Below are 20,427 nucleotides of genomic sequence, written 5' to 3'. Positions count from 1 at the left end.
ACCGTTTGGGTTTGTTTTCTACACATTCAATTTGTGTTCAAGAATCCAGGAGATTTAAAGGGAATAGTTGATGGTCCTATTATTTGTTGGAATCTCTGAACCTGGTCTTATATTGGTGTAAACTGTAACTGGGGCAGCTACTTGTTTTTTTTGATTTTTGAAAGTACGGCTTGGAGAGTTAGGTTAGATTATTATTTTTACCTAATCCTATCCACTTAAGGATTATATAAGTTTAAATGAAAAGAGATTTTACCTGGTGCTTATTTAATAAACCCTATCATTTTTTTCTCCTAATGGCACTGTTTTTCATTGGGAATATGAAGGTCAAAGCACAATCCAAGGCAGCAATAAAATGGACAGAAGGTAATCCCTCCCTGGTAATTGACGGAGAAACCTATCCGCCATATGCCTACATGTCCTATTTAGGAGAGGAACAATATTACAAGGAAATAGCGGCAACGGGTATCCATATTTATAACATTCCGGCCTATCTGGGAGAAGGAGGAATAAATACCATTTCTGGTATAGGTGCTTTTAGATCACCCATTTGGTTAGGGGAAGGTGAATATGATTTTACCAGCTTGGTAAAGGATTTTGAAAAGATTATAGAAGCGGATCCCAAGGCAAAGGTTATTATCCGTTTTTATCTGGATCCCCCGGAATGGTGGACGCAATTATACCCGGAAGCCTCAGCACATGTCCCGGATGGCACTACTTTTCGTCAGTGTTTTGCCTCGGAAGTATGGAGGGAAAAAACGGCGGAGGTATTCCGTGACTGTTTGGATTGGCTTTTAGCTTCCAAATACTCCCAATATTTGGCGGGAATACATGTTGCAAGTGGCCTAACAGAGGAATGGTTTTATCATCCCAAACAATATCAGGATCAAAACCCTGCCCGTTTACTGGCTTTTAGGCAATGGTTAAAGGAAAGTTACAAGAACAATGATGCCTTGAGAAAGGCATGGAACAACCCTTCACTTACTTTTGACAATGCCCATTTGGCCAATATAGATGAACCTGTAAAATGCAGGGAATGGAGGAATCCCGATAAGGATCAAAACTATATTGATACCTATCGCTTCCAGGCAGAGGTCTTAGTAGATAACATTGCCTATTTCTGCAAAATTGTCAAAGAAAAGAGCCACGGCAAGCTTTTGACGGGAGCCTTTTCCGGATACCATTATTTTGTGGGGGACGCCAGGCGCGGACACGGTGCCCTGGCAAAGTTGTTGGATTGTCCGGATCTGGATTATCTGTCGAGCCCAAATGTGTACAATCGAGTGATAGGGGAGGACTGGCCGGCAATGGCAGCGGTAAATTCGGTTCACCTCCATGGCAAATTATGGCTTACGGAAAACGATACGCGAACGTCCATAACCACCTTGTTGAAAGACCGTTCAAAAGGCATAGCACCTCCAGGACAGTATGAGAGCGGGGTATGGCTAGGCCCCGAAGATATGGACACCTCGGTAGCATTTTTATGGAAAAACACGGCAAGAATGCTGGCCTATGGGTATGGAGGCTGGTGGTTCGATATGTGGGGCGGGTGGTTTAGTGATCCTGAACTATTGAATGTATTAAAGAAGACACAGCAATTTCACAGCACCTTTCCCCCTTCACAGGGAGAAAAGATGAAACCACAGGTAGGGGTAGTGGTAGATGAAGAAATCTCTTTTTGGGACCCAACCTATGGCCATCTTACAGAGAATATTTTATCTAACCGTTATCCACTGGCAAAAACAGGGACTTCATACGACCTATTTCTTCGAACGGATTTAAAAAGTATGCCAACATCGCAATACAAGGTAGTTTGGCTAATGGGGTTTCTTGAACTCACTTCCAAGGAGGAGTCTAGAATTAAAAAATGGAACAAACAGGGAATAACCGTTCTATGGACCAGTGGTAAAGGAACCAAAATCTTCGATCCCAATGGAGGGGAATTGTTTAGGGACGGAAAACTTAAATGGTCGGCCTCGGAATTGGGGGAGACATGGGAACAGGCTGGTGTACATAGGTATATTGAGACAGAGGATGTATTCTATATAGGCCGAAACTGGATGGGTATACATACCATAGAAGGCGGGGAACGGACCATCAATTTTCCATTTAACGCCCAGGTGATAGATCCATTGGAAAATACAATCTTGTACGATTCCACCAGACAGTTAAAATTGACATTGAAACCAAAATCAACGGTACTATTAAGGGTTAACCCTTTAGAGAATTAAAATATAAGGATGAAAATATCTTTGGGTTTAGGTCTATTTATAGGAACCCTGCAACTTGCTCTTCTAGATTCTTGGTTTAATCTAATTTGAATTTCTAGTTCCAAAAATTTAATGGGAAAAACTTCTGAATATTTTTAAGATAATATAGTATGATGACCTGCTAATTTTTGAAATACTTTTTCTAATGATATCATCTATTTTTGTTTTAAAATAATGAATAACATGATAAAATGGGAAGGCGTAATGCCAGCAGTAACAACCAAGTTCACTGAGGATGATCAGCTAGATCTTGTGATGTTTGAAAAAAATATAAAAGCTCAAATGGAAGCTGGTGTTAACGGGATTATCCTAGGTGGAACCCTAGGAGAGGCCAGCACTCTAAAACCCGAGGAAAAGGAAATTCTTATCAAGACTACCTTGTCTATTACGGATAATAAAATTCCGGTAATTATCAATATCGCTGAGCAAACAACCGAAGGTGCTATTGCCGTGGCCCAACATGCAGAATCTATTGGGGCCAATGGATTAATGCTTTTGCCTCCCATGAGATATAAGGCCACGGATTTTGAGACCGTAACTTATTTTACGGCGATAGCCAAAAGTACTTCCTTGCCGATAATGATCTACAACAACCCTGTGGATTATAAAATAGAGGTAACTCTGGATATGTTCGAGGAGTTGATTAAGTGTGATAATATTCAGGCAGTTAAGGAATCTACAAGGGATATTACCAATGTAATACGACTTAAGAACCGTTTTGGCGATCGCTTAAAAGTTTTGACCGGTGTGGATACACTTGCCTTGGAAAGTTTGGTAACAGGTGCAGACGGATGGGTAGCCGGATTGGTTTGTGCCTATCCCGCAGAAACAGTTGCTATTTATAATTTGGTAAAAGCCGCTAAGGTTGATGAAGCTATGGAAATCTATCGCTGGTTTATGCCTCTATTGGAGTTGGATATTAGCCCGCAATTGGTACAAAACATTAAATTGGCGGAAGTAGCGACCGGTATTGGAACCGAAAACGTCAGAGCTCCAAGATTGCCTTTACAAGGAGCTGAAAGAGAACGTGTTTTAAAAATAATAGATACCGCCATGAAAAATAGGCCAATCTTGCCAGCTTAAAAAGCTTGATAAGCAAGGTCTATGGCAGGTAATCCTAATAAGATCAATAGTAAATAAAAGGCTTCCAATCTCTTGGAAGCCTTTTATGTTTGTAGAAAACTCGGTAAATGTAGAACAACATCAAGTCTAATGGTTCTCTATTTCGGTTGCCTCATAGGACTCGTGACCTGTGGAACCATTGCCGAGGATATGATGCCTGTTCGTGGGCACTTGATTTCTGTGCTTCCCAATAACTTCGGCATATTCCGGGCTGGATATCACGTTATTCCACTCTTGCGGGTCATTTTTATGATCATAAAACTCCTCGGACCCATCGTTGTACTGTATAAAACGATACTGTTCCGATATGATGGCATAGTTACCAGGCCCAAAACAGGTTCGGGCATAATGCGGCCATTCGGGGTCCATATTTTTTAATAGGGGTACTAAGGAATTGCCTTCGTGCTTTGGATCGGTTTTTAGATGGCATAATTCCAGCAAGGTAGGGTAGATGTCAAGTAATTGTACAGGCTTATTAATAACTTTCCCTTTAGGAATATCGGGCCCTACAATGATCATTGGCACTCGTGCCCCGTCTTCCCATAGGCTACGTTTGGCAAAGCGTTCTTTTTCACCCAAATGAAATCCGTGATCGCTGAACAATACAACATAAGTATTGTCTCCATAATCGCCATTATCCAATGCGTCGAGCACCCGGCCTACCTGATCATCCACAAAACTTACACAGGCCAAATAAGACTGTACAAGTGGTTTCCACTCCTCATTTTCAGTGACCCATTCAAAAGTTGGGGACACATGTTTCAAGCGTGTGATATCGATGCCGTACGGGGGAATATCATCTAGGTCATCAGAAATTGTTTTTGGCAGTTGCAAAGATTCCAAGGGATACATATCGAACCACTTTTGGGGAGCAAACTGCGGCACATGTGGCCGGTAGAATCCAACGCCCATCCAGAAGGGCTGGTCCTGCTTTTTTGTCAATTTTTTCTCCGCCCAGCTTGCAATTTTATAATCGGGCATCTGATCATCACTTTCCGGGTAAACGCCCCAATCCCATAAAGGATGTCCGGGATATGTGCTTATTTTTTGTTCGGGCATAGGGCCAAACCCTCCAAATTGCCCTGCATAATTTGGAATATGGGTTTCGTTGATTCCTTTCCCATTATGAAAGATCTTTCCTGCAGCAAAGACATTATAGCCTTCTTGCTGAAACCGCTTTGGCATTACTATGTTTTTGCTTGCCACAGGAGATTCTATTATATCTGGATTTAAAAAGTAAATACCGGAGGTACTTGGGTACAGGGAGGTCATAACGCTTGCCCTACTGGGATTGCATACCGGAGCCTGACAGTGCGCATTGCTAAAAAGAACGCCACGTTGGGCCAGCCGGTCCATATGGGGTGTTTTGGCCTGGGGATGTCCCCCTAAAACTCCGATCCAATCGTTGAGGTCGTCTATGGCGATAAACAAAACGTTGGGTTTATCCTTTTCTTTAGGTTCAATTTTTGTCTTTTTATATCCACAAGAAGTCATTAGGATAATACCAAATAGGACAATGATATGGTTATTTTTTTTCATGCGTATGATTCTTGATTAGAGGATACTCAAGTTATTAAGAGTGAAATCTGAGACAATTTACGATGCTATTCTTCCAATTCCATTTTTCTAGAGCGCTTTCTGTGCCAAAGTTATTTTTATAATTAATTCTGCCTGGTTTTTCCGGACACTACATTCATTGGTATAGTAGGATTGTTATAATATTGAAAAACAAGTTTAAAAAATATTGTTTTCTATTGCATCCTGTACTATACTGTTTCAGCTTGGGTTTAGAGTTTTGGGAGGCATAACGAACGCCAATAGCAGCATTGTGCAGGATACATGAATTTACCCCATGGCTTAAATTTGTGAAGAATGGTTCATGCCTGGTTTAATTTTATTTCACTAACCCATATAAAAAATAGATATGATAAGAAAAGCATTTAAAATGAAGGTCTATCCTAACAGTATAGAAGTATATACGCAAAGACATAATCCAATATGGAAGGAGTTGGAAGAGGTGCTGAAAATGCATGGGGTTCACAATTATAGCATATTTTTCGATCCTGAAACCCATATATTGTTTGGTTACGCGGAATTGGAATCGGAAGAAAAATGGAACGCCATTGCCGATACCCAAATTTGTAGGGATTGGTGGGCACATATGGCAGACCTAATGGAGACCAATGCGGATAACAGTCCGGTTTCGTTAGAATTAAAGGAGGTCTTTTATTTGAAATAAAGTTTAAAAGACTTCAATCAAGCAAGGAATACTTTGATGGCGTTAAAAAAGTCACTACCTTATTACTGAACAAGCATCAACTCAAAATGTTGTAGAAGCAATTATGGGGATTTTAGCGGTCATAGCCTATTTTTAAGATTAGGACCTCTTGGTCAATGAAAAAGAAATATGACCTTCTGCCCCATTAAAAACACTAATTCTAGAACGATTAATTCTATCCTATGACCAACACAAATCAAAAAAGAACACTTGGAGAGTTTATTTTTGACAATCAATCCTCCTTTCCATATTCCACTGGAGAATTGTCAAAACTGATAAATGCCATAAGGCTCGCTGCCAAAATTACGAACCATGAAGTAAACAAAGCCGGTCTAGTGGATATTTTGGGTGACGCCGGTAATACCAATGTTCAAGGGGAAGACCAACAAAAGCTGGATGTCTATGCCAATGAAAAGTTTATTCAGACCCTTATACAGCGAGGTATAGTATGTGGTATTGCCTCGGAAGAGGAGGAAGATTTTATTGCCGTGAATAGTATTGACGGTAATAATAATAATAAATACGTTGTACTCATCGACCCCTTGGACGGCTCTTCCAATATTGATGTAAACGCCTCTGTAGGTACCATATTTTCAATTTATAGGAGGATATCCCCATTGGGCAGTCCAGTAGAGTTGAGGGACTTTTTGCAACCTGGAAAAGACCAGGTAGCTGCGGGGTATGTTATGTACGGTACTTCAACCATGTTGGTGTTTACGACGGGTAACGGGGTAAACGGGTTTACCTTAAACCCCGCTCTGGGCACCTTTTATCATTCCCATCCCAATATGCAATTCCCGGAAACCGGAAAGATCTATTCCGTAAACGAGGGAAACTACGTTCATTTTTCCAAGGGGGTAAAAGCTTACATAAAATATTGCCAAAAGGAGGAAGGGGATAGGCCCTACACGTCAAGGTACATAGGGGCAATGGTGGCAGATTTCCATAGAAATTTAATAAAGGGCGGTATCTATATGTATCCAAGGATCGGACCTAAGCAAAATGGTAAATTACGTCTGACATATGAATGTAACCCTATAGCTTTTCTTACGGAACAAGCCAAGGGTAAAGCTACCACAGGGACTAAAAGAATTCTGGATATAGAACCTACCGAATTACACCAACGGGAAGCAATTTTTTGCGGAAGCATGAAAATGGTCGAGAAATTGGAGGAGTTTATTTTGAAGGAAGACTAAGAATTGAACCAAAAGTTTTTATAAAATTATTTTGGTTGCATATAGGCAGGGCCAATGTACCCAAACCAAGAATAAAATTTAATGACGCTGTTTACATAAAGCTATAGTGGGCATACCATATCTTGCCTGGTTTTAGCTTGAGTTTTTTCCTGCCAAAAAGTATGCCTAAGCTTGGTATAATGCGCATATGCTCTTCAAGGCCTTCCTAAACTTAAAAGATTTGCTAACTTAGGGGTTTGTTCAAATTAATTAGATAATAATAGTAAAAATGAAAATAAACGACTCTTTCGATCCTGGCCATTATCAAGCCAATGATAAACGTTATGATACCATGCAATACCGTCGCTGTGGGAATAGTGGTATTCTTTTGCCATTAATTTCATTGGGGCTTTGGCACAATTTTGGTCATACCGATAATCTGGAGATGGGCCGAAATCTGTTGCGCTGTGCCTTCGATAACGGGATTACCCATTTTGATCTGGCCAATAATTATGGTCCGCCTTACGGTGCTGCCGAAGAAAATTTTGGACGTATTTTTAAAAAGGATTTTAAGGCTTATCGTGACGAACTTATTATTTCCAGTAAAGCAGGGTGGGATATGTGGCCCGGGCCTTATGGTAATTTTGGGTCACGCAAATATTTGATTGCCTCAGCTGATCAAAGCCTAAAAAGAATGGGGCTGGATTATGTTGATATTTTTTACCATCATAGACCCGATCCGGACACGCCCTTGGAAGAAACCATGGGAGCATTGCATCATCTGGTACAAAGAGGTAAGGCACTATATGCAGGTATTTCCCAGTATCCGGCAGAGCTTACTGCCAAGGCTTCAAAAATCATGAAGGATTTGGGTACGCCCCTATTGATCCATCAACCTAGATATAATATGTTCGATCGTTGGGTGGAAGATGGATTGCTGGATGTGTTGAAAGAAGAGGGGATAGGCTCCATTGCTTTCTCCCCATTGGCACAAGGCGTATTGACCAAAAAATATTTAAAAGGTATTCCTGATGATAGTAGGGCAAGCAAGGATGGCCGTTACTTGAAGGAAGACCAAATTACACCAGAGGTTTTGGACAAGGTGGGTCGACTAAATAAGCTGGCTGAAAATCGTGGCCAAAGTCTGGCCCAAATGGCCATTGCATGGTTACTGAAAGACCAACGCATTTCTACAGTACTTGTTGGTGTTAGTCGAACAGAGCAACTACTGGACAATTTGGAGGCTCTCAAGAACCTTAGTTTTAGTGGAGCGGAACTAAAGGAGATAGAAAGTATTTTAAAATAGTGGGTCATTTACAACCCTATCAAACACTCCAGAAAATTATTAAATATGATTGTAACATGCACCGCGAAGGGTATAAATAAACCATAGCGGTGCATGTTATATTGTTTAAGCGGAATACTGAAAATTATATATATTAAAAATAATACCCTAAAAGGCTATTTGTTGCCATGGTTATTGATCAATTGTTGAGTGTAATTGCGTTAAACCACCAAGATGAGTGAAACTATAAAGAATATTGATAATTATTTGGACAATCATTACATCCACCGAAGTAATTGGTTAAGAGCGGCAGTTCTCGGTGCCAATGATGGAATTCTTTCAACAGCGAGTCTTGCAATAGGAGTTGCAGCTGCAAGTGATATCAGGGAACCAATTGTGTTGGCAACTTTAGCGGGATTAGTAGCTGGTGCCTTGTCAATGGCAGCTGGTGAATACGTTTCCGTAAGTTCTCAGACGGATGTGGAAAAGGCCGATATTGACCGGGAGATTATAGAATTAAAAGAAACGCCCGAAATTGAATTGCAATTATTGGCTGCGATTTATGAAAAAAGAGGACTTAAAAAAGAAACGGCCTTAACAGTTGCAAAAGAATTAACAGCTAAAGATGCATTAGCCGCACACGTTAGGGATGAGTTGGGACTAAATGAAATAAGTAAAGCCAAACCAATGCAAGCTGCTTTTGCTTCTGGGGCCGCTTTTACTATCGGAGGCATTTTGCCACTTATTGTAACCCTCTTTTTACCATTGGAAAATATGGAATATTCTCTATATGGTTTTGCGCTTTTCTTCCTGATTTTCTTAGGTGCATTGGCCGCGAAAACCGGAGGCTCTAGTATAAAAAAAGCAATTATCCGAATTACATTCTGGGGAACTGTGGCAATGGGATTGACCGCTATGGTGGGATATTTGTTCAACGTGAATATTGGATAAAGAAAAACATCACACCTTATAAGCTCCATTAAAACGAGCACTTGTAACCACCTTCAACCTTATATCATGAATGTTGGTGTAATGTTAAGCGCTGATCTGCCAAATATTACAGAGACTTGGGCTTTGTCCTTAAGTTAGCGGAATAGGAATTAACAGATAATTTATTATCTTGATATATTCAAATTAAGTACCATTATGCCAAAAGCTAATAAGCAACATATTGTTAAGATATTGGAGACACATTATATTACCCATGATGTGAAACGTTTTGTAGTGGAAAGACCTGCGGGTTATGATTTTATTCCTGGGCAGGCAACTGAGGTTGCCATTAATTTGCCCGAGTGGAAGGACCAATTAAGGCCTTTTACCTTCACCTCCATAATGGAACATGGCTTCCTGGAATTTATGATCAAGATTTATAATGATCATGAAGGGGTGACCAATATGTTGGGACGGACCCACGCCGGGGCGGAACTTATTCTTCACGAAGTTTTTGGGGCCATACAATACAAGGGGCCAGGTGTTTTTATTGCCGGGGGAGCGGGTATTACACCCTTTATCTCTATTTTTAGGCATCTCTATACCCATAAGAACCTACACGGCAATAAATTGATTTATTCCAATAAAACGTCGGAAGACGTTATTATGGAAGAAGAATTGCAAAAGATGCTGGACGGTAATTTTATAAAAATATTTACCCGCGAGAATGTGGTGGGATTTAGGGGAAATAGAATAGATCGAAAATTCCTTATCGAAAATATAGCCGACTTTGGCCAGAACTTCTATTTATGCGGGCCAAAAAAGTTTGTAACTAATATAACAGATCTCTTATTAAGTCTAGGTGCCTCGGCCGAAACGGTCATCATTGAAAGTTAGATAATGGTTAACCGTGGGAATGGTTCTGAACAGGCCACAAGTGGTCGGATTAACGGACCATTTCCTTCCCAATTGTAAAGCGATGCTTGTGCTATTGGCCAATGTCATCCAAAGAGAAGATGTAAATGTATTTCAGCTAAAATATGCTAAATGTAATTTACATTTATATTTGATGATTTTATGGACAAAAGTTGAAGCAAAAAAATATGGACTTTAGTAGATTGACCCAAATAATTCTTTTATTGGTAGTAACCGCATGTAGCAATACAGAGCCGACAAAAATGGGAGTCATTCCCCAACCCAATGAAATAAATTATCATCCAGGTACTTTTAAAATTAATGATAAAACCGTTATTGTTGTAGATAGTAGCTTTGGGGAAAAACAGCTAACGGAGGAAATAAATTCATTTTTAAGGGATAATTTCAATACTCAATTAGAAATTTCAAGGTCGACACAGGATAATGCCATTCACTTGGTAAAATCAATGGAAGTCGCTCGGAATGGCGCATATAGCTTAACAGTAGGGGGTGAAGGTGTTGTGATTAAAGCAAGTACAGATCAGGGGATTTTTTATGGTATCCAAACGCTGGTACAAATGTTATCTCCTAAAACGGAGGTTAAAGAACCAGTACTGAACTACGTGCAAATAAATGATGCACCGGCATATGAATGGAGAGGTATGATGTTGGATGTATCACGGCATTTTGTTCCTAAAGATTCTGTAAAAAAAGTCATCGATATCCTTGCAATGCACAAGATGAATAAATTCCATTGGCATCTAGTGGATGGTATTGGATGGAGAATTCAAATTGATGCATATCCCGAACTTACCAATAAAGGTGCCTGGAGGAAGGTTAAGGGGGATAAGAAACCTTGGGAGGATTTTGAGATTACCTCCAAGGATGCCGAGGGTGAAGTTTATGGAGGTTTTTACACCAAGGAAGACATTAGGGAGATTGTTGCCTATGCCAAAGAACGATACATAGATGTAATTCCCGAAATAGAAATGCCAGGCCATTCCGAGGCTGCATTACAATGTTATCCTGAATTTTCATGCGATACGGAAGTCATTACCGGAGTTTATTGCGCCGGGAACGATGGTACCTTTCAATTTTTACAAAATATAATAAGTGAGGTAGTAGAATTATTTCCCAATGAATATGTGCATATCGGCGGAGATGAAGTAGGGAAGGGGTCTTGGTTGAAATGTGATAAATGTAAAAAAAGGATGCAGCAGGAAAACCTGCAAACTGCCGAGGAGTTGCAAAGTTACTTTGTTAAAAGAATGGAGAAATTTATTCATTCCAAAAACAAAAAACTTATAGGTTGGGATGAGATATTGGAAGGAGGTTTGCCAGAAAGGGCAACGGTTATGTCATGGCGAGGTGTTGAGGGGGGTATTGAAGCTGCAAATGCCGGGCATGATGTGGTAATGTCTCCGGGCGATCCCCTGTATTTGGATCACAGTCAGGGCAAAAGTGAATATGAACCCCCTTCATGGGGCGGATACAATAATGTATTGAAGATATATGATTTTAACCCCGTTCCAAAAGACATTGCTCCAAACAAAAAACATCATATTCTGGGTGCGCAAGCTAATCTTTGGACGGAACAAGTGAAAAGCTTAAGCCATATCCAATATATGATGCTTCCCAGAATTAGTGCACTTTCGGAAGCTATTTGGACCAAGGTGGAGAAAAAGAACAGTGAACATTTTATAAATAAATTGGATGTCCATTTTGATAGATTGGACGAAATGGGATATAATTATTCAGGAAGTTCCTTAACCCCTGATTATGACGTAAGCTATAATAAGGTTAATAAAGTATTCAATTTAAGGTTACATAATGAATTGGACCTGTATGAAATTAGATATACGTTGGACGGTTCAAATCCTACAATGCAGTCAGAATTATATTCAGGCCCCATTGAATATACCACAGCCATAGAACTTAATGCGATGTGTTTTAGAAATGGGGAACCTATTGGCTTTCCATTGAAAAAAATGTTTTCCACTGGTTTTGGAGATCAATGTAAGGTTACCTATAGCAATGCCTATAATGAAACCTATAGCGGTGGGGGTGATAAGGCATTGTTTGATAATAAATTTGCCATTGCCCGCGGCGATGACCCTAGTTGGCAAGGAATAAAAGAAAAGGATTTTGAGGTGCTTATTGATTTGGGGAGTGTTAATGAACTCTCTTATGTTGGCTTAAACTTTTTTCAGGATATAGGTGCTACCTCGGTGATGTTGCCTACCAAGGTGATTATTTCCATCTCAAAGGACGGTGAAAACTTTAAAACGGTATTGGATGAAGCTATAGCTACCCAAGAAAAAAGAGAACCCATTATTAAACATATTGGATCTAATTTTGAAAAGCAGGATGTTTCGTTTATAAAAATAACTGCAAAAAATAGATCAGAACTTCCTGAATGGCATTTGCGAAAAGGCTCTGCTTGGCTATTTGTAGATGAGGTCTCCGTTAAATAATCAAACAAAGAAAAGACAAGGTGTTCATGGTATTTTAAAGGTATATCCATGAAATATTCGACATATAAACAATGTCTTTATTTAATTTTATTAGGGTAGGTTGGACATTATTTGGGGCATTTAAAAGTTAAAAAAACTATATTTAAATCCTCTTTTTAAATACAAAAACTTAAACCAAGATTAAATTATGGATACCAGAAGGGATTTTTTAAAGAAGGCAAGTATGTTGGCAGGAGGAATGGGGTTAACAGCAAGTCTGCCTCCATCCATTCAACGCGCCTTGGAAATTGACCCTGAAACTGGAACTACTTTTTATGATGCCGAACATGTAGTATTTCTTATGCAGGAAAACCGATCCTTTGATCACTGTTTTGGGACTTTACAAGGAGTTAGGGGTTATAATGACCCTAGGGCCATTTCATTGCCGAACAAAATACCTGTATGGCTTCAAAGTAATAAGGATGGGGAAACCTATGTGCCTTTCCGATTGAACATGAGGGAGACCCAAGCTACTTGGATGGGAGATTTGCCACATCACTGGGAAAGTCAGGTAGATGCCCGCAATAACGGAAAATACGACCAATGGCTCGAGGCAAAGAAGGCCGATGAGGAATATGGCAATATGCCACTTACCTTAGGTCATTATACCCGGGAAGACCTGCCGTACTATTATGCCCTGGCCGATGCCTTTACCGTATTTGATCAGCATTTTTGCTCGGCTCTGACAGGAACAACTACCAACAGAAATTATTTTTGGACAGGAAAATCTTTCGATACCCAAGGCAGTAGACCTTGTGTAAGAAATTCTGAGGTAAGCTATAATAGCGAGGCCAGTTGGAAAACCTTTCCGGAAAGACTGGAAGAAAATGGCATTTCTTGGCAGGTTTATCAGAACGAGATCAGTTTGCCGACAGATGTTGAAGATTCTTCCTTGTTGGCTAATTTTACCGATAATAACCTAGAGTGGTTTACCCAATACAATGTTCGCTATAGCGCCGGTTTTCAAAAATATATAAAAGGAAGACTCAAGGTATTGCCTTCAGAAATAGAGGACTTGGAAAAGGGGTTGGACAAACCGCCCGAGGAAAAGAAAGCGGAACATTTAAAAGTACTTCAAAAGAAAAAGCAACAGCTGGAACAGATTAAGGAGGTTCTTCAGACTTGGAATTCCGAGAATTTTGAAAAACTTTCGGAGTTTCAAAAAAACCTACATGAAAAGGCCTTTGCTACCAATGTCGGAGATCCGGATTACCATAGCGTTGAGGAGTTTAGCTACAATGACAACGGTGTTCAGCGTTCCTTAAAAGTGCCCAAAGGCGATATACTGCATCAATTTAGGCAAGACGTGGACCAGGGGAAATTACCTGCCGTTTCCTGGTTGGCAGCCCCCCAGAAATTTTCGGATCACCCGAGCGCTCCCTGGTACGGGGCATGGTATGTCTCTGAGGTTCTGGATATCCTTACCAAAAACCCTGAGGTATGGAAGAAAACTATTTTTGTGCTTACCTATGACGAGAACGACGGGTATTTTGATCATATTCCTCCTTTTGTCGCTCCCAATCCTAAGGATACCAAGAATTTCACCAAAGGATTGGATACCTCAGAGGAATATGCCAGCTTGGAACAGGAGATGGCAAAAAAAGGTATGGATCCGGAGGACCCTAGGGAAAGCCCAATGGGACTAGGGTATAGGGTTCCAATGGTCGTAGCCTCCCCTTGGAGCAAAGGCGGATGGGTCAATTCCGAGGTGTGCGACATTACGTCCACCTTAATGTTCTTGGAAGAATTGATAATGAAAAGAACGGGCAAAGTAGTTAAGGAAACCAATATAAGTAGTTGGCGCAGGGCCATTAGTGGCAATCTAACCTCTGCCTTTAGGCCATATAACGGGGAGCCCTACACTATTCCAAAAGCCATAGAGCGCAACCATTTTATGCAAGAGGTCTACAATGCCAGCTTTAAGGAATTGCCCAAGGATTTTAAACCACTAAGCAGTGAAGATATAGCCAATGCGAAAAAAGACCTCTATAAGACATCGTTTATGCCACATCAAGAACCTGGAATTAGGGATTCTTGTGCTTTGCCGTACGAGTTATATGTAGACGGAGAATTAAATGAGGATAAGAACTCATTTCGAATTCAGTTTAAAGCTGCCGACGCTTTTTTTGGAGAATCGGCCAAAGGAGCACCATTTAATGTTTATGCCCCTGGAAACTATAGAGATGTAGATTTTTTACCTGTTCAAACATGGCCCTTTGCCGTAGAGAAGGGCAATAGCCTGGATTATGAATGGCCTTTAGATCATTTTGAGGATGAAGGATACCATTTACGGGTATATGGACCTAACGGTTTTTATAGGGAATTTATGGGTGCGGAGTCCGATCCCGAATTACAAATAAGTTGTGGTTATCAAAAAAAGAGGGGATTTATAAAAAAATTATCGGGCAACATAGAGATCCAAATTTCCAATACCTCCAAGAAAAAGGATATTGATATTACAGTGGTAGACCATGCCTATGGTAATCCTGAACAAAAAATTCGGATCAAAAAAGGTACGGTAGAGAACATTATTGTCAATTGTGCCAAAAGTTATGGTTGGTATGATTTTTCATTGCAAATCCCAAAAAATTCGAGTTTTGCAAGGCGATATGCAGGAAGGGTAGAAACCGGGAAAGCGTCCAAGAGTGATCCTTTTATGGGAAGGGTAGTTTCTTAGGTTATCAATGATTTATACTTAAAGTTTTAAAAGAAAAATCCCATCCTAAAATTCAGGATGGGATTTTTTAATTAATAACACTGTTTGTATCTATCTCCTCACTGTTTCGATTTGGAAATAATTGGTTTAATATATTGACTTAGTTTGCAAGGTCAAATCTATCAAGATTCATCACCTTGGTCCATGCGGCAACAAAATCTTTTATAAACTTGTCCTCTGAATCTTCGCAGGCATAAACTTCTGCAATGGCCCGTAGCTCGGAATTGGATCCAAAAATAAGATCGGCACGGGTACCGGTCCATTTAAATTCTCCAGTCTTGCGGCTACGTCCTTCAAAGACGTCTTGGGAATCGGAAATACCTTTCCAAGTAGTTCCCATATCGAGCAAATTTAAAAAGAAGTCGTTCGTCAAGGCTCCAGGGCGTTTAGTGAAAACACCGTGCTGGGAACCGTCAAAGTTGGTGTTAAGTACACGCATACCACCAAGAAGTACTGTCATTTCGGGAGCGGTCAAGGTCAATAATTGAGCCTTGTCAACAAGCATTTCCTCAGCGGTTACGCCGTAAGTTTCCTTGACGTAATTTCTGAAACCATCAGCCCGTGGTTCAAGGACCTCAAAAGATTCCACATCGGTTTGCTCTTGACTTGCATCGGTGCGTCCAGGAGAAAAAGGAACCGTTACTTTCTTCCCAGCATTTTTTGCCGAACTCTCAATAGCGGCGTTTCCTGCCAAAACAATAAGGTCTGCCAAGGAAACTTTTTTATTTCCGGATTGTGCGGCATTAAATTCCTTTTGGATGGCTTCCAATTTATCCAAAACTTGGGCCAATTGCTTGGGGTTGTTTACCTTCCAATTTTTTTGTGGTGCCAGGCGAATCCGTGCTCCATTGGCACCACCTCGCTTGTCGGAACCCCTAAAAGTGGAGGCGGAAGCCCAGGCGGTAGAAACCAATTGGGATATGGAGAGGCCCGTTGCCAAAATTTTGGCCTTCAGATCTGCAATATCCTTATCATTGATCAACTCATGATCCACGGCAGGTACTGGATCTTGCCATATTAATTCTTCCTTAGGTACTTCCGGCCCCAGATAACGTGATATCGGTCCCATATCACGGTGTACCAATTTAAACCAGGCACGTGAATATGCATCTGCAAATTCTTCCGGATTTTCCAAAAAGTGCCTTGATATTTTCTCATAAGCTGGATCCATACGCAGTGAAAGGTCCGTGGTCAACATAAAAGGTGCATGCTTCACGTCAGGATTATGTGCATCAGGTACCGTTCCTGCACCAGCATTGTTTTTGGGCTTCCATTGGTGCGCTCCGGCCGGACTTTTGGTCAATTCCCACTCGTAACCAAATAGATTTTCAAAAAAGGTATGACTCCATTTGGTAGGGGTATTGGTCCATGCACCTTCTATACCACTTGTAATGGTGTCCGCACCTACTCCAGTTCCATAGTTGTTCTTCCAACCAAGACCTTGGGCTTCAATGCCTGCCGCTGCAGGCTCCGCTTCCACATATTTAGTGGGGTCTGCAGCGCCATGGGTTTTGCCAAAGGTATGTCCCCCAGCAATAAGTGCAACGGTTTCATAATCGTTCATTGCCATACGGCCAAAAGTATCGCGTATATAATGTGCGGACTCTACAGGATCTGGATTGGCATTATGTCCTTCAGGGTTTACATAGATCAATCCCATGTGGGCGGCACCTAGAGGGGTTTCCAATTCCCCGTTTTCGGAATAGCGTTCCTTGTTGCCCATCCATTCTTTTTCCGAACCCCAATATACATCTTGTTCGGATTCCCATATATCCTCACGGCCTCCGGCGAAACCGAACATTTTTAATCCCATTGATTCATGTGCACAGTTCCCGGCCAATATCAATAGATCCGCCCAAGATAACTTCTTGCCGTATTTCTTTTTTATTGGCCATAACAATAAACGAGCCTTATCCAGGTTGGCATTGTCCGGCCAACTATTTAATGGTGCAAAGCGTTGTGATCCGGAACCGGCACCTCCACGGCCGTCCTGTATACGATAGGTTCCGGCACTATGCCAGGCCATACGAATAAAGAAAGGGCCATAATGACCATAATCTGCCGGCCACCAATCTTGACTTGTAGTCATTAATTTGTACAGGTCTTTTTTTACTGCTGCCAGATCCAGTTTTTTGAATTCTTCTGCATAATTAAAATCAGGATCCATAGGATCCACCAAGGACGAATTTTGACGCAGTATATTTAATTTTAATTGATTTGGCCACCATTCACGGTTGCTAGTACCTCCGCCAGCAACTTGATGCAATTCCCCATTTAAAAATGGGCACTGTGCCGTTGATCCGTTTACATCCCATACTTTACCATTAGATGATTGGCTTGAATGTGTTTTATCTTCCATTTTATATAGTTTAAATAAGTTTTAGATTAGTTCATCCTTAAATTTACAATAATTTTTTCTGATGGATTTGAAATGTTCATCAATAAAACTTATGGGTGTTAGGGAAAACTTATGGCCCCGATACATTGGCTCTAATTCCTGGCTTTAAATAATTTAACTTGTCCTATTTGCAATTATGTTCCCCTACAAAAACATTTAATCCAACCGGGGAATAGTCATTTTAAGTGCTTTAAGTAAAATATTTTATTAGCAATTATTTTGGTTGATTAAATGAAAGATTGAGGATTTCTAGGATATAGTGGAATCAATGGTCCTTCATTTTGTTACGGCCATAAACAATTCCCCCGACGAAATAAAAGATTTTCTACCTTGGGGTTTAAATAGTTGTATGTTTCACAACACATTCTTAACTACAATCTTAATTTGAAAGATTAATATGCTACGTAGCGATCATATAGAAATACATGAGACGGCATTTGTAACCTCCGCCTTTCGTGCTACTGATGTTAGCTTAAGTAGGGATCATTTTGCCTATTTATGGAATAATCCGAAAACAGAAAAATGGGTCGAAGAATATCTGACAAAAGTGTCCTCTGAGGAAACATTTACGCACTGTTTAAGAAATAGATATTTTTTAGATAAAATAAAGGAAAATGTCATTAAAAATGGAATCGAAGTTTTGATCAATTTTGGGGCTGGTTTTAGTATGTATCCGTTTTTGTTGGACCCAAAAATAATCCATATTGAAATAGATAAACCAGAGATAGTGGGGTACAAAAAAAATAAAATAGAACAATGGCAAAAAGAGGATATAATTCCCAAGCGAAATTTACATTTTGTAGGAGTTGATTTTAGTACAGCTTACAAGGAGGGGTTATTGGCAGCCATTAACTCCATCAAGAACAAAAAAAAGAGCTTTATACTTATTGAAGGGGTTTTGTTCTTTTTGGACAGGGAGGAAACGGATAGCCTATTTCAGTTGTTCAACCTCCTTCAGGATACTGGGGATATTATTGGAAGTGCATCGTTTCGGGATAATTTGAAACAAACATTGGCCTTTGAAAGGTTACTTGATTTTTTTGGGGAAAAGGTTTCCAAAACCAAGGCGAGCGATTATCAAACCATTCAAGATTCGTACTATCGGGAAATATCTGGGTACAGCTTAGTAGACCATCAAGATTATTTTAGTCTCTCCAAAACCTATGATCATAAAATTAGTCTACAAAAGGAACTTATTTTAAATGAAAACTTCTATCTCTTGCAGAAAATGAAACCCTAAACAGTATCCACTGTTAATAGGGTACATGAAAATTATGTACCTTAACCTGTTGCCAAACTTAGACCATGGCCAAACATGAAAAAACTAAAATTTCCAACAGCCCAAACTATTCTTATACTTATCGCTGTATTGGTGACCATATTAACTTGGCTTGTTCCGGCCGGCGAATATGATAGTCTGGCTTACAATGCCCAAAGCAATAGTTTTACCAAAATAAGTATTGGGGAAAGTGTAGAATTACCGGCGACCCAGGAAACCCTGCAAAAGCTGGATATAAAAATACCAATTGAAAAATTCACCAATGGCGATATTTATAAACCCATAGGTATTCCCAATACCTATAGGGAAATGGAGGCACAACCCCAAGGTTTGGCTGCCTTGGCGCAATCGCCAATAAAAGGTATAATTGCAGCCGCCGATATTATTTTTTTGATTCTAATTATTGGAGGCCTAATTGGTATTATGAACCTTACGGGGGCCTTTGATGCCGGAATTGCCTGGATGGCTAAAACACTTAAAGGTAGGGAGTATATTCTCATAATTGTAGTTACAACATTAATTGCCCTTGGGGGTACCACCTTTGGATTAGCAGAGGAAACCATGGCATTCTATCCCATTTTAATCCCCGTATTCCTAGCGGCCAAATATGACGCTATGGTGGGCCTAAGTTGTGTTTTTCTGGGGTCCGGTATTGGCAGTATGTGTTCTACGATTAATCCGTTTGCTACCATTATAGCCTCTGATGCAGCAGGAATAAATTGGACCACTGGACTCAATAATCGTATCATTATGCTGTTGTTATGTACCACCATCACCATTGTTTATATTCTTAGGTATGCCAAACGGGTAAAAGCCGACCCTTCAAAGTCGATTATTTATGACCAAAAAGAAGCTATTGAACAGCTTTTTGGATTAAATACGGTGGATGCCACAATTAAATTTACCAATAGACTAAGACTTATTACCCTTGTATTTTCATTGTGTTTCATTGTTATGATCATTGGAGTTTCCTTTTTGGATTGGTGGTTTGTGGAAATGACCGCCACATTTTTGGTAGGGGCCATTATCATTGGTTTTATTGCCGGAATTAAGGAAAGCGATTTTGTGGATGTGTTTGCCAAGGGAGCTGCCGATTTGCTCAGCGTGGCCTTTATTGTGGGTATTGCACGGGGGGTAACCATACTAATGGAGGATGGACTTATTAGTGATACCGTTTTGTATTATGCCAGTATTCTTACAGAAGATATGCACAAAGGAGTATTCGCCAACGTTATGCTCTTTATTTATGGGGGACTATCCTTTTTTATGCCATCTTCTTCAGGCATGGCAGTATTGACCATGCCAATTTTTTCTCCTTTGGCGGATACGGTAAATATAGGTAGGGAAATTATTGTTGACACCTATTTGTATGGTATGGGCCTGTTTTACTTAATTAATCCCACAGGTTTAATCTTGGCCGCTTTGGCCATAGTGAAAATAGGATTCAATAAGTGGTTGAGGTTTGTTATTCCCCTTATGTTGGTATTGGTCATCACTACGATGATTTTTTTGACTATTTCAGTGTATACGAATTGAATGCATAACCGAT

13 protein-coding genes are annotated in these 20,427 nt (G+C 40.2%); 11 read left to right on the top strand and 2 right to left on the bottom strand.

Annotation, left to right across the window (positions count from 1 at the left end):
* Window positions 1-236: 236 nt before the first annotated feature.
* Together MWU82_RS10560 and MWU82_RS10555 are read left to right on the top strand one after the other, a co-directional pair.
* Window positions 237-2,228, top strand: a complete 1,992-nt coding sequence (locus MWU82_RS10560; RefSeq protein ID WP_247096334.1) for a beta-galactosidase — start codon at window positions 237-239, stop codon at window positions 2,226-2,228.
* Window positions 2,229-2,450: 222 nt separating this feature from the next.
* On the top strand, window positions 2,451-3,350 hold the full coding sequence (locus MWU82_RS10555) for a dihydrodipicolinate synthase family protein (protein ID WP_215946865.1): 900 nt from the start codon (window positions 2,451-2,453) through the stop codon (window positions 3,348-3,350).
* A 126-nt stretch (window positions 3,351-3,476) separates the two neighbouring features.
* Here MWU82_RS10555 and MWU82_RS10550 read toward each other — a convergent pair whose 3' ends face one another.
* Window positions 3,477-4,928, bottom strand: a complete 1,452-nt coding sequence (locus tag MWU82_RS10550; RefSeq protein WP_247096333.1) for a sulfatase — start codon at window positions 4,926-4,928, stop codon at window positions 3,477-3,479.
* A 385-nt stretch (window positions 4,929-5,313) separates the two neighbouring features.
* Between MWU82_RS10550 and rhaM the strand changes: the two genes are divergently transcribed.
* From rhaM to MWU82_RS10515, 7 genes are all read left to right on the top strand, one after another.
* Window positions 5,314-5,628: an L-rhamnose mutarotase gene (rhaM, locus tag MWU82_RS10545; protein WP_215946867.1), complete on the top strand. Its 315-nt coding sequence runs from the start codon at window positions 5,314-5,316 to the stop codon at window positions 5,626-5,628.
* A gap of 221 nt (window positions 5,629-5,849) precedes the next feature.
* Window positions 5,850-6,863: a class 1 fructose-bisphosphatase gene (fbp, locus tag MWU82_RS10540; RefSeq protein ID WP_215946868.1), complete on the top strand. Its 1,014-nt coding sequence runs from the start codon at window positions 5,850-5,852 to the stop codon at window positions 6,861-6,863.
* A 268-nt stretch (window positions 6,864-7,131) separates the two neighbouring features.
* Window positions 7,132-8,148: an L-glyceraldehyde 3-phosphate reductase gene (gene mgrA, locus MWU82_RS10535; RefSeq protein ID WP_215946869.1), complete on the top strand. Its 1,017-nt coding sequence runs from the start codon at window positions 7,132-7,134 to the stop codon at window positions 8,146-8,148.
* A 213-nt stretch (window positions 8,149-8,361) separates the two neighbouring features.
* Window positions 8,362-9,078, top strand: coding sequence for a VIT family protein (locus MWU82_RS10530; RefSeq protein WP_215946870.1), 717 nt, complete (start codon window positions 8,362-8,364; stop codon window positions 9,076-9,078).
* Between the two features lie 195 nt (window positions 9,079-9,273).
* Entirely contained in the window at window positions 9,274-9,954 is a 681-nt protein-coding gene (locus MWU82_RS10525) for an FAD-binding oxidoreductase (RefSeq protein ID WP_215946871.1), read from the top strand.
* 206 nt (window positions 9,955-10,160) lie between these two features.
* Complete coding sequence (locus MWU82_RS10520) at window positions 10,161-12,446, top strand: glycoside hydrolase family 20 protein (protein WP_247096332.1); 2,286 nt, start codon at window positions 10,161-10,163, stop codon at window positions 12,444-12,446.
* A gap of 187 nt (window positions 12,447-12,633) precedes the next feature.
* Window positions 12,634-15,162 (top strand): phospholipase C, phosphocholine-specific, encoded by a 2,529-nt coding sequence (locus tag MWU82_RS10515; RefSeq protein ID WP_247096331.1) that lies wholly within the window; start codon window positions 12,634-12,636, stop codon window positions 15,160-15,162.
* Between the two features lie 139 nt (window positions 15,163-15,301).
* Here the strand turns inward: MWU82_RS10515 and katG are convergent, their stop codons facing one another.
* Window positions 15,302-17,560, bottom strand: coding sequence for a catalase/peroxidase HPI (katG, locus tag MWU82_RS10510; RefSeq protein ID WP_247096330.1), 2,259 nt, complete (start codon window positions 17,558-17,560; stop codon window positions 15,302-15,304).
* Window positions 17,561-17,996: 436 nt separating this feature from the next.
* Here katG and MWU82_RS10505 point away from each other — a divergent pair, with 436 nt between their 5' ends.
* The gene (locus MWU82_RS10505) at window positions 17,997-18,839 is read left to right on the top strand and encodes a class I SAM-dependent methyltransferase (protein ID WP_247096329.1); all 843 of its coding nucleotides are present in this window, start codon (window positions 17,997-17,999) and stop codon (window positions 18,837-18,839) included.
* Window positions 18,840-18,914: 75 nt separating this feature from the next.
* The gene (locus tag MWU82_RS10500; RefSeq protein WP_247096328.1) at window positions 18,915-20,414 is read left to right on the top strand and encodes a YfcC family protein; all 1,500 of its coding nucleotides are present in this window, start codon (window positions 18,915-18,917) and stop codon (window positions 20,412-20,414) included.
* The last annotated feature ends 13 nt before the right edge of the window (window positions 20,415-20,427 follow it).

It is taken from the genome of Arenibacter sp. S6351L (assembly GCF_023016025.1).
Taxonomy (GTDB): domain Bacteria; phylum Bacteroidota; class Bacteroidia; order Flavobacteriales; family Flavobacteriaceae; genus Arenibacter; species Arenibacter algicola_B.
This window is presented reverse-complemented; position numbering and strand designations above follow the sequence as displayed.

Excerpts from the sequence above, each read along its gene's own strand:
- katG (WP_247096330.1), bottom strand. The coding sequence starts at position 17,560 with ATGGAAGATAAAACACATTCAAGCCAATCATCTAATGGTAAAGTATGG.
- fbp (WP_215946868.1), top strand. The coding sequence starts at position 5,850 with ATGACCAACACAAATCAAAAAAGAACACTTGGAGAGTTTATTTTTGAC.
- MWU82_RS10515 (WP_247096331.1), top strand. The coding sequence starts at position 12,634 with ATGGATACCAGAAGGGATTTTTTAAAGAAGGCAAGTATGTTGGCAGGA.
- MWU82_RS10560 (WP_247096334.1), top strand. The coding sequence starts at position 237 with ATGAAAAGAGATTTTACCTGGTGCTTATTTAATAAACCCTATCATTTT.
- MWU82_RS10505 (WP_247096329.1), top strand. The coding sequence starts at position 17,997 with ATGCTACGTAGCGATCATATAGAAATACATGAGACGGCATTTGTAACC.
- mgrA (WP_215946869.1), top strand. The coding sequence starts at position 7,132 with ATGAAAATAAACGACTCTTTCGATCCTGGCCATTATCAAGCCAATGAT.
- MWU82_RS10550 (WP_247096333.1), bottom strand. The coding sequence starts at position 4,928 with ATGAAAAAAAATAACCATATCATTGTCCTATTTGGTATTATCCTAATG.
- MWU82_RS10500 (WP_247096328.1), top strand. The coding sequence starts at position 18,915 with ATGAAAAAACTAAAATTTCCAACAGCCCAAACTATTCTTATACTTATC.
- MWU82_RS10520 (WP_247096332.1), top strand. The coding sequence starts at position 10,161 with ATGGACTTTAGTAGATTGACCCAAATAATTCTTTTATTGGTAGTAACC.
- MWU82_RS10555 (WP_215946865.1), top strand. The coding sequence starts at position 2,451 with ATGATAAAATGGGAAGGCGTAATGCCAGCAGTAACAACCAAGTTCACT.
- rhaM (WP_215946867.1), top strand. The coding sequence starts at position 5,314 with ATGATAAGAAAAGCATTTAAAATGAAGGTCTATCCTAACAGTATAGAA.
- MWU82_RS10525 (WP_215946871.1), top strand. The coding sequence starts at position 9,274 with ATGCCAAAAGCTAATAAGCAACATATTGTTAAGATATTGGAGACACAT.
- MWU82_RS10530 (WP_215946870.1), top strand. The coding sequence starts at position 8,362 with ATGAGTGAAACTATAAAGAATATTGATAATTATTTGGACAATCATTAC.